Annotated in this window: 15 protein-coding genes; 7 read left to right on the top strand and 8 right to left on the bottom strand. The window is 64.5% G+C overall.

The window, feature by feature from the left end; translation table 11 throughout:
* Positions 1-25: 25 nt before the first annotated feature.
* Genes F7R11_RS19335 through F7R11_RS19325 form a run of 3 tightly spaced genes read left to right on the top strand, consistent with a single transcriptional unit; the run spans position 26 to position 2476 of the window.
* Positions 26-1645 carry an AMP-binding protein gene (locus F7R11_RS19335; RefSeq protein WP_064808628.1) on the top strand — a complete coding sequence of 540 codons (1620 nt, stop codon included), beginning with the start codon at positions 26-28 and terminating at the stop codon, positions 1643-1645.
* Complete coding sequence (locus tag F7R11_RS19330; RefSeq protein WP_064808630.1) at positions 1642-2058, top strand: acyl-CoA thioesterase; 417 nt, start codon at positions 1642-1644, stop codon at positions 2056-2058. The genes F7R11_RS19335 and F7R11_RS19330 overlap by 4 nt, the downstream gene beginning before the upstream one ends.
* A 25-nt stretch (positions 2059-2083) precedes the next feature.
* Entirely contained in the window at positions 2084-2476 is a 393-nt protein-coding gene (locus F7R11_RS19325) for a RidA family protein (RefSeq protein WP_064808632.1), read from the top strand.
* Positions 2477-2525: 49 nt separating this feature from the next.
* On the opposite strand, the gene F7R11_RS19320 is transcribed toward F7R11_RS19325, so the two are convergent.
* The 7 genes from F7R11_RS19320 to F7R11_RS19290 all read right to left on the bottom strand — a co-directional run bounded on the left by F7R11_RS19320 (position 2526) and on the right by F7R11_RS19290 (position 8096).
* Positions 2526-2918 carry a hypothetical protein gene (locus F7R11_RS19320; protein ID WP_231973311.1) on the bottom strand — a complete coding sequence of 131 codons (393 nt, stop codon included), beginning with the start codon at positions 2916-2918 and terminating at the stop codon, positions 2526-2528.
* A 52-nt stretch (positions 2919-2970) separates the two neighbouring features.
* Positions 2971-4275 (bottom strand): MFS family transporter, encoded by a 1305-nt coding sequence (locus F7R11_RS19315; protein ID WP_064808634.1) that lies wholly within the window; start codon positions 4273-4275, stop codon positions 2971-2973.
* 198 nt (positions 4276-4473) lie between these two features.
* A complete protein-coding gene (locus F7R11_RS19310; protein WP_064808637.1) occupies positions 4474-4776 on the bottom strand; it encodes an addiction module antidote protein in 303 nt (100 codons plus the stop codon).
* Positions 4777-4778: 2 nt separating this feature from the next.
* The gene (locus F7R11_RS19305) at positions 4779-5078 is read right to left on the bottom strand and encodes a type II toxin-antitoxin system RelE/ParE family toxin (protein WP_021193105.1); all 300 of its coding nucleotides are present in this window, start codon (positions 5076-5078) and stop codon (positions 4779-4781) included.
* Positions 5079-5176: 98 nt separating this feature from the next.
* A complete protein-coding gene (locus tag F7R11_RS19300; protein ID WP_064808639.1) occupies positions 5177-6406 on the bottom strand; it encodes an MFS transporter in 1230 nt (409 codons plus the stop codon).
* A 123-nt stretch (positions 6407-6529) separates the two neighbouring features.
* The gene (locus F7R11_RS19295) at positions 6530-7363 is read right to left on the bottom strand and encodes a GntR family transcriptional regulator (protein WP_104577574.1); all 834 of its coding nucleotides are present in this window, start codon (positions 7361-7363) and stop codon (positions 6530-6532) included.
* 190 nt (positions 7364-7553) lie between these two features.
* Positions 7554-8096: a winged helix-turn-helix transcriptional regulator gene (locus F7R11_RS19290; protein WP_031328796.1), complete on the bottom strand. Its 543-nt coding sequence runs from the start codon at positions 8094-8096 to the stop codon at positions 7554-7556.
* A gap of 132 nt (positions 8097-8228) precedes the next feature.
* Here F7R11_RS19290 and F7R11_RS19285 point away from each other — a divergent pair, with 132 nt between their 5' ends.
* From F7R11_RS19285 to modA, 4 genes are all read left to right on the top strand, one after another.
* Positions 8229-8807, top strand: a complete 579-nt coding sequence (locus F7R11_RS19285) for a GNAT family N-acetyltransferase (protein WP_064808641.1) — start codon at positions 8229-8231, stop codon at positions 8805-8807.
* Positions 8808-9054: 247 nt separating this feature from the next.
* Positions 9055-9498, top strand: coding sequence for a VOC family protein (locus F7R11_RS19280; protein ID WP_021193100.1), 444 nt, complete (start codon positions 9055-9057; stop codon positions 9496-9498).
* A 50-nt stretch (positions 9499-9548) separates the two neighbouring features.
* Complete coding sequence (locus F7R11_RS19275) at positions 9549-10421, top strand: LysR family transcriptional regulator (protein WP_064808643.1); 873 nt, start codon at positions 9549-9551, stop codon at positions 10419-10421.
* Positions 10422-10530: 109 nt separating this feature from the next.
* Positions 10531-11304: a molybdate ABC transporter substrate-binding protein gene (modA, locus tag F7R11_RS19270; RefSeq protein WP_064808646.1), complete on the top strand. Its 774-nt coding sequence runs from the start codon at positions 10531-10533 to the stop codon at positions 11302-11304.
* Here the strand turns inward: modA and F7R11_RS19265 are convergent, their stop codons facing one another.
* Positions 11305-12612 carry an MFS transporter gene (locus tag F7R11_RS19265; RefSeq protein ID WP_064808648.1) on the bottom strand — a complete coding sequence of 436 codons (1308 nt, stop codon included), beginning with the start codon at positions 12610-12612 and terminating at the stop codon, positions 11305-11307.
* Positions 12613-12738 lie beyond the last annotated feature (126 nt).

Here is a 12738-nt window from a genome sequence, read left to right as displayed (position 1 = left end):
ACGTTTCAGAGACGGAGAGCTCGCCATGCCCAGCGCCCATATCGACACCTTCGCCCGCGACCGGCTGCCGCCGGCGGAGCTGCAACCGGTTTATCGCTTCGACCTGCCTTCGCTGCAGTTTCCGGCGCAGCTCAATTGCGCGACCGAACTGCTCGATAAACGCGTTGCGGCGGGTGAGGGCGACCGTCTCTGCATCCAGGCGCCCGGTGGTATCCGCTGGACCTACGCCGATCTGCAGGAGCACGCCAACCGTATCGCCAATGTGCTGGTGAATGAGATGGGCGTGGTGCCGGGCAACCGCGTGCTGCTGCGCTCGCCCAACAGCCCGATGCTGGCGGCGTGCTGGTTTGCGGTGATGAAGGTGGGCGCGATTGCCGTGGCGACCATGCCGTTGCTGCGCGCCAAGGAGCTGGGGCAGATCATCGCCAAGGGCGAGATCGGTTTTGCACTGTGCGATGCGCGGCTGTTCGATGAACTGCGGGATGCTGTCGCGCAGGCGGCCAAGCCGGTGCAGGTGCTGTGCTTCCACGATGACACGCCGGAAGGATTGGAAGCGGCCATGGCGCGCCAGCCGGCCATCTTCACCAACGTCGATACGGCGGCCGATGACACCTGCCTGCTCGCCTTCACCTCGGGCACCACTGGTGTGCCGAAAGCGACGATGCATTTCCACCGCGACATCCTGGCGATCTGCGCGTGTTGGCCGCCACACGTGCTGAAACCGCGTGCGGATGACATCTTCATCGGCAGCCCGCCGATGGCGTTCACGTTCGGGCTGGGCGGCCTGCTGCTGTTTCCAATGAGCGTGGGCGCGTCGACGGTGCTATTGGAGAAGGCATCCCCGAGCGATCTGGTGGAGGGCATCCGCACGTTTGGTGCCACCGTGCTGTTCACCGCGCCCACCACATACCGCAACATTGCCGCGCGTGGGGATGAGCTGCGTGCCACGCCGCTGCGCCGCTGCGTATCGGCTGGGGAAGCACTGCCCGTGGCCACGCGCACGCTGTGGAAGAACGCCACCGGCATCGAGCTGATCGACGGCATTGGCGCGACGGAGATGCTGCACATCTTCATCTCCGCCGCCGATACCGACGTGCGCCCCGGCGCCACCGGCAAGGCCGTCCCCGGCTATGTTGCGCGCGTGGTAGACGACCAAGGCAACCCCGTGCCGCCGGGCACGGTCGGCCGCCTCGCTGTGCAAGGCCCGACCGGTTGCCGCTACCTGGCTGACGACCGCCAGCGCGCCTACGTGCGCGATGGCTGGAACCTCACGGGTGATGCCTATGTGATGGACGAAGACGGCTACTTCCACTATCACTCGCGTACTGACGACATGATCATCTCGTCGGGCTACAACATCGCCTCGCCCGAGGTGGAAGACGCGCTGATGCAGCATCCGGCCGTGGCCGAGTGCGGCGTGATCGGCGTGCCGGACGAGGAGCGCGGTCAGATCGTCAAGGCCTTCGTGGTGCTGCATCCTGGCCACGAACCGGGGCCGGAGATGGTCAAGACGCTGCAGGATTTTGTGAAGCAGACGGTGGCACCGTACAAGTATCCGCGTGCCATCGAGTTTCGCGCTGCACTGCCGCGCAGCGAAGTGGGTAAGTTGCTGCGCTATCGCCTGCGCGAGAACACCAAATCATGACGTATCACTTCGAGCGCACCGCGCGCATCCGCTTTGGCCACTGTGACCCGGCCGGCATTGTGTACTTTCCGCAGTACCTCGTGCTGTTCAACGGGCTGGTCGAAGACTGGTTTACCGATGGTCTGGGCGTTTCGTATGCCAACATGCTGGGCCCGCGCCGCATCGGCCTGCCCATCGTCAAGCTGCATTGCGAGTTCAGCGCCATCAGCCGCATGGGCGACGATGTGCAGTTCAAGCTGAAGTTGGACCGGCTGGGTGGCAAATCGCTGTCGCTGTCGCTCGACTGCTGGGCCGGTGATGAGCAGCGTGTGCGCTCACAGCAGGTGCTGGTGTTTACCGATCTCAATACGCATCGCGCGATTGCGGTGCCGCCGGATGTGCGGCAGGCAATCGAGGCGAGCGTTCAACAGTAGAAATCGAACTAGAAGGAACCGCATCATGGAAGTACTCCTCCCCCCCGGCTGGCCGCGCCCGAAAGGTTATGCCAACGGCGTGTCCGCAAGCGGACGCATGGTCTTCGTGGCCGGCATGATCGGCTGGGATGCGCAGGGCGTGTTCCATACGGATGACCTTGCCGGCCAGGTACGCCAGGCGCTGCAGAACATCGTCGAGGTGCTTGCTGCAGGCAACGCCAAGCCCGAGCACATCGTGCGCATGACTTGGTACGTGACCGACAAGAAAGCCTACGTGGCCGCGTACCCGGAAATCGGCAAGGCTTTCCGCGAGTTGATCGGCAGCTTCAGCATTGCGATGACGGCGGTGGAGGTGTCGGAGCTTGTTGAGGATCGCGCGAAGGTGGAGATCGAGGTGACGGCGGTGGTGCCGGACTGAGCATGGTCGCCAGGCTTCGGGCACCTCAGCCACGCCACCACCGTTGGTGTTATTGCACGCTGTCCCGGCGCATCACGAATGTGTCTTTGCGGTTGCCGTGGCGCTTCGTGATTTCCGCTTCCGTCATCAGTGTGGATGACTTCAGGATGGGTTTCACCACGCCATAGAGTCGATCGGGATCGGGGCCATACATATACAAATAGCCCTCATTGCCATCGAGGTGGAGTTCGGTCTCACCGAGTTCACCCGCGCCCGCCCGCTGGATCGCCTTTTGCAACCGCTGCTCCAGCGCACGAATGAGCGGGTGGTCCTTCGGGTAGTAATCGAAATGGACCATCAGCGCCGGCTCCGGTGGCTTCTGCGGCTGCGCAGAAGCCACCTTGCAGGCAAAGAAAACGCCGTACAGGAGTGCTGCAAGTACGAAATTCTTCAGCATGAACATGGCAGCGACGCCACGACAAGCGTGCCTTCGCGTTGAAGTCCGTGAAATGCCATCAAGGTTCGTGCCGCAGATACCCTTCCTTGCTCGGGTCAGGCATGAAGTACGTCACGATGAACGACACGGCGCACAGCGCGGTCACGTACCAGTAGAACGTCGATTCGCTGCCGGCCTGCTTGAACCACAGCGCCACATACTCGGCCGAGCCGCCAAACACCGCATTGGCAATCGCATACGACAGGCCCACGCCCATGGCGCGCACTTCCGGCGGGAACATCTCGGCTTTGATCAGACCGCTGATCGACGTATAGAAACTGACGATGGCCAGCGCCACCGTGATCAGGCCGAATGCCGCGACCGGGCTTGACACCGTAGCCAGCGCGTTCATGAGCGGCACCGTGCCGATGACCGACAGTGCCCCGAACAGCAGCATCGAATTGCGGCGGCCGATGCGATCGGACAGTGCACCGAACGCCGGCTGCAGCACCATGTACACGAACAGCGCCACCGTCATGACGTTGGAGGCGGTCTTCTTGTCCATGTGGGCTGTGTTGACGAGGTACTTCTGCATGTACGTCGTGAACGTGTAGAAGATCAGCGAGCCGCCGGCGGTAAAGCCGATCACGCGCAGGAACGCGCCTTTGTGCTTCCACGCGCCGCGGATCGTGCCTGCGCCCTCTGCCTTGCGCGATGCGGTGGTCTGCGTTTCGTGCAGCGACTTGCGCAGATACAGCGCAATCAACGCGGTGAGTGCACCCACCACAAACGGAATGCGCCAGCCCCAGGCTTCCATTTCAGCGGTGCTCAGGAACTGCTGGAGGATCACCAGCACGAGCACCGCGCCCAACTGACCGCCGATCAGCGTCACGTATTGGAATGAGGCAAAGAAGCCGCGCCGCCCGGCCAGCGCCACTTCGCTCATGTACGTGGCACTGGTGCCGTATTCCCCTCCCACCGACAGGCCCTGGAACAGGCGCGCCACCAGCAGCAGGAATGGTGCGAGTGCGCCGATCTGTGCGTAGGTGGGCAAGACCGAGATCAGCAGCGAGCCGCCGCACATCATCAGCACCGAGATCATCATGGCCGTGCGCCGGCCGTGCCGGTCGGCAATGCGGCCGAACAGCCAGCCGCCAATCGGCCGCATCAGGAAGCCTGCTGCAAACACGCCGGCCGTGTTCAGCAACTGCGTTGTCGGATCCCCTTTGGGGAAGAACGCCGGCGCGAAGTACAGCGAACAAAATGCGTAGACGTAGAAGTCGAACCACTCGACCAGGTTGCCCGACGATGCACCGACGATCGCAAGGATGCGGCGTCGGGTGTCATGTGGGTCGACGGCTTGCTGGGTGGCTGTGATGTCCATGGGAGCGTCTCGGGTGGATGTTCTTGTGGAGCGGCTTGGGCTGGGTCTAAGCCGGACCTCAGAATTGTAGCGACAAGTGACGGATTGCCGCGCCCCGGAATTGCCCCGATTGGGGGATATGGCACGTTGCCGGAAGTGCGCGAAACAGGGCACTTCCGGTGGTTTTTGGCTACGCAGAAACGGGTACGCTTTGGCGATTCAGGCTGGCACAGCGTGCAACCGAATACCCAACGCACGCATGACCTTGAGCACGGTGGCGAAGCTTGGATTGCCTTCTTCCGACAGTGCTTTGTAGAGGCCTTCACGTGTCATGCCAGTGTCACGCGCGAGTTGCGTCATGCCGCGTGCACGAGCAACCACGCCCAGCGCGTGCGTGATGAAGGCGGGGTCATCGCCGGCTTCTTCCAGACAAGCGTCGAGATACTCGGCCATGTCGGCCTCGGTTTTGAGGTGTTCGGCAGAGTCCCAGAGGCGGGTTTTGACAGGTTTGTCGGTCGGCATGATTACTCCACGTCGAGATGGCGCGACAGGTCGATCGCGCGCCGGATGTCCGCTTCCTGTGTCGACTTGTCGCCGCCGCAAAGCAGGATGATCAGCACCGCGCCACGCTGTACGAAATACACGCGATAGCCGGGGCCATGATCGATCCGAAGCTCACCGATGCCATCGCGCACCGCCTTCGCATCGCCCGGATTGCCCAGTTGCAGACGGTCGATGCGCACCTGGATGCGCCGCTGCGCAGTCTTGTCACGCAGCTTCGCGAACCAGGCATCGAACACTTCGGTGGTGCGGATCGTCAGCATGCGGGCATGCTAGGCACCACAAATCAACCTGTAAACTATAGTTCACAGATGATGACATCGGCAAGTGCTGCCCGTACTCGTGCGTGCATGCGTGTTTGTCAGCGCGCCCCTTGCCGCGCATTGAACACCACCCGCAGCACCAGGGCTACGAGCGACGCCACCGCGCAGAACGTCGTCAGCCCCGACCAGCGCGCGCTGGTCCACGCCAGGCTGGCGCCGTAGGCCCCCACCGACATGCCGATGAACAGCGAGGTCATGAACACCGCGTTGATCCGGCTGCGCGCTTCGGGCGCGAGCGCATAGATGATGGTCTGGTGCGAGACCAGTGCCGCCTGCACACCCACATCAAAGAGCAGCGTACCGATCACGATGGCGATGAGCGAGTGTGGAAACAGCGTCATCGCAGCAAACGTCACCGCCATCAGCAGCGCACCGCCCACGACGATATGGCCTGGCGCTACACGGCCCGACAGGCGTCCGGCGATGCTCGCGCCCAGCGCACCCGCGGCACCCGCCAGCCCCAGCAGACCGGCTTGCCCGGTCGACAGCCCGAGCGAACTTGTCAGGTGCAGCGCCACGGTCGACCAGAACCCCGAAAACGCGATGCCGATGAACGCCTGCGTGAGTGCCGACGCCCGCAGCCGCGGATGCTGCATGAACAGCGTACCCAGCGAGCGCAGCAGCGTGAAGTACGGTTGCCGCGTGGCCGGCGCCACACCAAAGTGGGATGCGCGCACGGCAATCGCCAGCCCGACGATCGCCACAGCCGACACGCCAAACGCCGCGCGCCAGCCGAAGTGGTCCGCCACGATGCCGCTGAATACGCGCGAGCTGACGATGCCGATCAGCAGCCCCGTCATCACCGTGCCGATGTTGCGGTTGCGGTTCTGGTCTGTGCTGATGGCGGCGGCGCTGGGCACGAAGTCCTGCGCGATGGTGGCCGACAGCCCGATCACAAAGCCGGACGCTGCCAGCAGCGGCAGGTTGGGTGCCAGGCAACTGCCGATGAGCGCGAGCGTGAGCAGCACTGCCTTCCATAGGATGACGAGGCGGCGGTCGTAGCGGTCGCCCAGCGGGCCGAAGAAGAAGATGCCGCTGGCGTAGCCGGCCGCCGTGAGCGTGGGCAATACGCCCAGTGCGTGTGGCGCGATGGCCAGGTCGCGGCTGATGAGTCCGAGCAGCGGGTGGTTCAGGTAGATGCACGCCACGCTGATCCCGGCACCGGCCGTGAGCAGGCGGATCAGCCCTTGCGTGTCGCCATGGGAGGCGGTAGTTGCGGTAGTTGCAGTGGAGGCGGGGGGCGTGGGGGGCGCAGGCGAGGCCGACATGGGAACCTCATGCAGAAGGTTGCTGCATCGCAGCGAAGGGGCGATCCTAGCAACTTTCCTTTGAGATTGCTGACGGCGGAATAACCCCGTTGCCGGTGATGTCGGCCAGTGCCGGCCAGGGGATCAGGCGCGCGTGCTGGCGGGGGTGGGCGATGCGGGGGAGGCGTCTTCCACGTCTTCGCTGTGGCCGCCCTGCACGTCGTGGCCGGCGTTGTCGATCCACAGGCGGGCACGGTCTTCGCCCACGCGCGAGAGTTCCATGCGGTATTCGTAGCGATCGGGCCGGTACAGGCCCTGCAGCAGTTGCACCGGGCGCCCGCTCATCTCACGCACGATGCGCTGCACCGACAGCAGCGGCGCGCCGACGGACACGTCCAGGTACTGCGCCGTCGCCACGTCCGCCAGCCGTGCGGAGACCACCTGCGATGCGCGATCGATCCGCACGCCGGAGGCCTCGATCAGCCGCAGCAGCGATTGGTTGGCCAGCCGCTCCAGCGTGAGCTTGCTGGTCACGTCCAGCGGCAGCCACGTGGTGATGAGCGCCATGGGCGTGTCTTCCAGATGGCGCACGCGCACGAGTTTCTTGATCGGCGTGCCGGGGGCCAGGTCCAGGCACTTGGCCTCGTCGGGCGGGGCCAGCACGTCTTCAAATTCGACGACGACGGCAGAGGTGCGCTCGCCCACGTCGATGATGTTCTGCAGCAGCGTCTGCCCGCCGCCCATCACCAGCGGGTCATCGGGCTTGACCACGAAGGTGCCCATGCCGCGGTGGCGGCGCACCAGACCTTCCTTGACCAGATAGTCGAACACGCGCCGCATCGTGACGCGTGACGCGCCAAACTGACGGGCGAGTTCGATCTCGCCCGGCATCGGCCCATCCCCGAATTTGCCTTCGAGAATCTGCTGACGCAGGACAACGTAGATCTGGTGGTAGAGCGGTACCACGGCATCGGGCATGGCGGTCGTGGGTCCGTGCGTGTGCGGCGAGGTCGAGATCGGAAAGGGTGGTCGTTAGGAGAGAACGACCAAGTGCGGGATGACTTTAGAAAAAGACGACAAAAAGCCGGGCGTACGCCCGTCCATCCGCGACGATAGGGGGTTTTGGTTAGCGTGTAAAGTTGTGTGTTACCCGCTTGTTACCCGTTCGTTAGCCGTTGGCCACTGGCGTGTCGGCGTCATTCGCCGGCGGATGCTTGCCATGGCTGTAACGCGGGTTCGGCTCGCGCATCGAGTTCTTGGGCGCCACCGGTTCGCCCAGCGCGTTGACCAGCGCCACATGGATCGGCGTGCCGCTTTCGCGGTCGCGCAGCAGCATCGGGCCTTCACCGTCGGGGGTGAGATAGCGGTCGCCCCATTGCATGAGCGCCACGATGGCAGGCAGCAGATCGACGCCCGCACGCGTCAGCCGGTACGCATCGCGCACGCGGTCGCCCGGCTCCTGGTAAGGCACGCGACGCAGGATGCCGTATGCCACCAACGCCTTGAGCCGCGACGATAGGATCGCCGTCGAGCACCCCGTACGGCGCAGAAACTCATCAAACCGCGTCACGCCCGAAAACGCCTCGCGCAGCACGAGCAGCGTCCACTTCTCGCCGACGATCGATACCGCCGCCGCGATCGAGCACGGCTCCTCCATCGACGTTACCAACGCGGACGCCGCAGGGACGGGGAAGGGTTCCGGGATTTTCATACCAAAATCATAGTCAATTCTGACTTTACTTGCAAAAGTCAGGGTTTCTGCTAATCTAGGTTCAAATTGAAAAGTCAGGCGGCGATCCCGCGCTGGCAGCCATAAGACGATCCATCGCGTGAGGAGATCCCCATGCTTTACACCATCTACCGCTATCCCGCCGAATGGATCGACCGCTGGACCATGCACGACGGCTCCATCGCTACTGTGCGCCCGATTTTGCCGCAAGACGCGCCACTGGAGGCCGCCCTGGTCGAGGGGTTGTCGTCTGAGTCGCGCTATGCGCGCTTTCTGGTGGGCGGCGGGCGGCTGTCCGACGAGATGCTCGCCGCCTACACGCAAATCGACTATGTGAACCACATGGCGCTGGTCGTGAGCGTGGCCCGCGCGGACGGCACCGGCGAAGACCTGATCGCCGATGGCCGCTTCGTCATTGAAGACGGCGTGGCCGAGTTCGCCATGCTGGTGGCCGATGCATGGCAGGGCAAGGGTGTGGGCCGACGCCTGTTCGCCACGCTGGTACGCGTGGCGCGTGTGTCCGGCGCCCGCGAAGTCTTTGGCGAAGTGCTCTCCACCAACCGTCGCATGATCGGCCTCGCGCGCGATGCCGGTTTCCGTGTCGCCGCTGTGCCGGGCGATGCCACCGTGTGTACCGTGCGCCTGCCGTTGGCGCAGGTTGAGGCGGCCATCACCCCCTTCGTTTTCGCCTAATCGTTCCCTCTTCGCGTGCCTGCTGCCCATGCAGGCACGCCTACCGCGTGTCTCTTTCGCCGCCGTTGTGCGGCTTCTTTTTTGCCTGATTCATCGAAATTCATGGTGCTCAGTGCAAAAAAACATCGCTTTTATGGATGAATGGATGCGCATAGACTCATCCGCGTGGCCTGGTGCGTGGGTGGCCCCCCCTCCTGCGTGCCGGCGCCGCCTGATTCCAACCATTCAAGATCCATCGCCCCATACCATGAGCGACCAAAGCGACGTCCGGCCTGTGCTTGCCCCATTCCATCTGGCCTTCCCCGTGCACGACATTGCCGCCGCGCGCGCGTTTTATGGCGACATCCTCGGTTGTCCTGAGGGACGCAGCTCGCCGGACTGGGTCGACTTCAACTTCTACGGCCACCAGATCGTCGCGCACCTCGCGCCGGACGAAGTCGGCCACCGCCAGACCAGCGCCGTCGATGGCGACAACGTGCCGGTGCGCCACTTTGGCGTGGTGCTTTCCATGGCCGAGTGGGAAGCCGCCGCCGACAAGCTGCGCGCCGCCGGCATCGACTTCATCATCGAGCCGCACATCCGCTTCAAGGGCGAAGTGGGCGAGCAGGCCACGATGTTCTTCCTCGACCCGTCGGGCAATGCGATGGAGATGAAGGCATTTGCCAATATGGCATCGCTGTTCGCCAAGTAAGGCGGCGGGGCGCGCGTATCCTTGCGGTTCTCTCCTGATCCGCGCGCGCCATGCTTCGAGAACTCAAGACCTTCATCGCCGTTGCCCGGCACGGCACCTTTGCGGGCGCGGGCGAGCGCATCGGCCTCACGCAATCGGCCGTGAGCGCGCAGATCCAGCGGCTGGAAGAGTCGCTCGGCTTCCAACTGTTTGACCGTACCGGCCGCTCGGCCACGCTCAATGCCGCCGGGCGCGATGCGCTGGCGCTGGCCGAGCACATCGTCACGCTGTACGACCGGCTTGGTGAACAGGCCAGCGGCAGCGAGCAGCGCGGCCTTGTTCGCGTTGGCGCGATTGCTTCTGCGCAAACGTCGTTCCTGGTGGATGCGCTGGTGCAGTTCCGCGCCGAATTCCCGCACTGCCGCGCGCGCGTGTTGCCCGGCGTGTCGCTTGACCTGCTCGGTCTGGTGGACGCGGGTGAGATCGATCTGGCCGTGCTGATCCGCCCGCCGTTTGCGGTGCCGGCCGATCTGGAATGGCGCACGCTGGTGGCGGAGCCTTTCGTACTGCTGGTGCCCGATAGCCTGCCCGGCGACGACTGGCGCGTCGTGCTGGAGCACCAGCCGTTCATTCGCTATGACCGCCGCTCGTTCGGCGGCCGCCGCGTTGATCAGTTCCTGCGCGATCAGCGCATCACCACACACGACGTGATCGAACTCGACGAGCTGCAAGGCATGACGCTGCTTGTGGCGCGCGGGCAGGGCGTGGCACTTGCCCCGCAGACCGCTGCACAGGGCGCCTGGCCACCCGGCGTGCGCACCATCAGCCTGGGCGACGACACCTTCACCCGCGAGATCGGCCTGATCGAGCGCCCGCGCCACAGTCGCCAGCCCATTGCCGGCCGCCTGGCCGATTGCATCGATGAAGCGGCGCGCGGCGTCTGAACCAGCCATGAGCATCGCGTGATACCCGGCATGCGCCACTGCGCGTTGACCGAGCGTTATATCGGCTCGTATATTACGGTGATCCTTCCTCCATTCATCTGGGTCTTTCATGCAACGTTTCTCGCTTCGCCCGCACGTGCGCGCCATGGGTCTGGTTGCCGTGTTGTCGTTGGGCCTGGCCGCGCCGGCACACGCTGCTGATCTGGTCGTCTCGGCTGCCGCCAGCCTGACCAACGCCTTCAAGACAATCGCCCAGCAATACGAAGCGCAGCATCCGGACACCAAGGTCGTGCTCAACTTTGGCGCGTCGGACGTGCTGATGCAGCAGATCGTGCGCGGCGCCCCCGCCGACGTGTTTGCCTCTGCCGACCAGGAAGCGATGAACAAGGCCGTGGACGAGAAGGCCATCAAGACCGAAACGCGCCATGACTTCGTGGCGAACCAGCTCGTGCTGATCGTGCCGACCACCGGTACGGTGCCCGTGCATGCGCTCAATGATCTGACCAAGCCCGAGGTGAAGCGTGTGGCGATCGGCAACCCGGCGTCGGTGCCGGTGGGCCGCTATGCCAAGCGTGCGCTGGAAGCCGCCAAGCTGTGGGGGCCGGTGGAAACCAAGGCGGTGTTGGCGCAGAACGTGCGCCAGGCGCTGGACTATGTGTCGCGCGGCGAGGTCGAAGCGGGCCTGGTGTTCTCCACCGATGCCGCCATCGCCGCCGACAAGGTGAAGGTGGCGAGCCCCGTGCCGCTGAACGTGCCGCTCACCTACCCGATTGCCGTGACGTCTGGCACGAAGCAGCCGCAGCAGGCGGCCGACTTTGTAGCCTTCGTGATGTCGCCGGCTGGCCAGGCAGTGCTGGCCAAGTACGGTTTCTTGAAGCCGTAATTACGCCGAGGGTGCGGTAACTGGTTGACCCGCGCGCCCAGCATCTTGCTTGGGCGTGCGGTGGATGCGCAGCACCAGGAAGGCGCCTGCCACGCACAGCCCGCCCGAGATCATTGAGGCCAGCGTGTAGTTGCCCAGCGTGGAGCGCATCATGCCCGCGCCCAGCGTGGCAAACGCCGCGCCCAGCTGGTGCCCAGCAACGATCCAGCCGAAGACGATGGGCGCTGCTGCCTTGCCAAACACATCGTTGGTCAGGCGCACGGTCGGCGGCACGGTGGCAATCCAGTCCAGACCGTAGAAGAGCGCAAACACCGGCAGGCCGAAGAACTCGAAGCCGAATGCATACGGCAGGTAGATCAGCGACAGCCCGCGCAGGCCGTAGTACCAGAACAGCAGCACGCGGCTGTTGTAGCGGTCGGACAGCCAGCCCGACAGCGTGGTCCCCACCAGATCGAAGATCCCCATGACAGCCAGCAGGCTGGCGCCCTTGACCTCGGTTAGGCCGTGGTCTGCACACATGGCGATGAAGTGCGTGCCGATATAGCCGTTGGTGCTGGCGCCGCAGATGAAGAAGCTGAAGAACAGCAGCCAGAAATCCCGCTTGCGTGCCGCCTGCACGAGCGTGTTCATGGCCAGCACGATTGGGTTGGCGCGCGGGCCTTGGTCGACTTCCGGCGCATCGGCGGGTTCACCATAGGTTCGCAGGCCCACGCTCTTGGGCGACTCCGGCAGCAGCATCGCAACGATCGGCAGCAGCAGTGTCAGCGCGCCGGCCACGATCAGCACCACCGGGCGCCAGCCGTAGCGCTCGACCACCGCCGCCATCATCGGCAGGAAGACGAGCTGGCCGGTGGCGGAGCTGGCCGTCAAGATGCCCATGGCCAGCCCGCGGTGGCTCGTGAACCAGCGGTTGACTACCGTGGCCCCCAAGGTGATGGCCGCCACGCCCGTGCCACCGCCCACCATCACGCCCCACAGCAGCACCATCTGCCATGGCTGACTCATCATCGCCGAGAGCGCCGTGCCCGAGACCAGCACGGCCAGCGCGACCAGCACCGTGCGGCGGATACCGAAGTACTGCATCGACGCCGCCGCAAACGGCCCCGTCAGCCCGTACAGCGCAATGCCGATCGAGATGGCCAGCGAGATCGTGCCGCGGCTCCAGCCAAACTCGTGCTCAAGCGGCAGCATCATCACGCTGGGCGTGGCGCGCGTGCCGGCCGCACACAGCAGGATCAGGAACACCACCGCCAGGGCGATCCAGCTGTAGTGAAAACGTGGGGCGATGAGGCGGGCAAGTCTCTGCATGGGAGGGGTGTCCGGTTCCGGTTCTTCGATTCTTGTGGGCTCGACAATGCGCTATTCGTTACCGACCGGTAACAACGTGCTTGCGATGGTAGGTACCGCTCGGTAACATGTCAAGCAGCAATCGAA

The sequence above is a fragment of the Ralstonia insidiosa genome, assembly GCF_008801405.1.
Lineage (GTDB): Bacteria > Pseudomonadota > Gammaproteobacteria > Burkholderiales > Burkholderiaceae > Ralstonia > Ralstonia insidiosa.
This window is presented reverse-complemented; position numbering and strand designations above follow the sequence as displayed.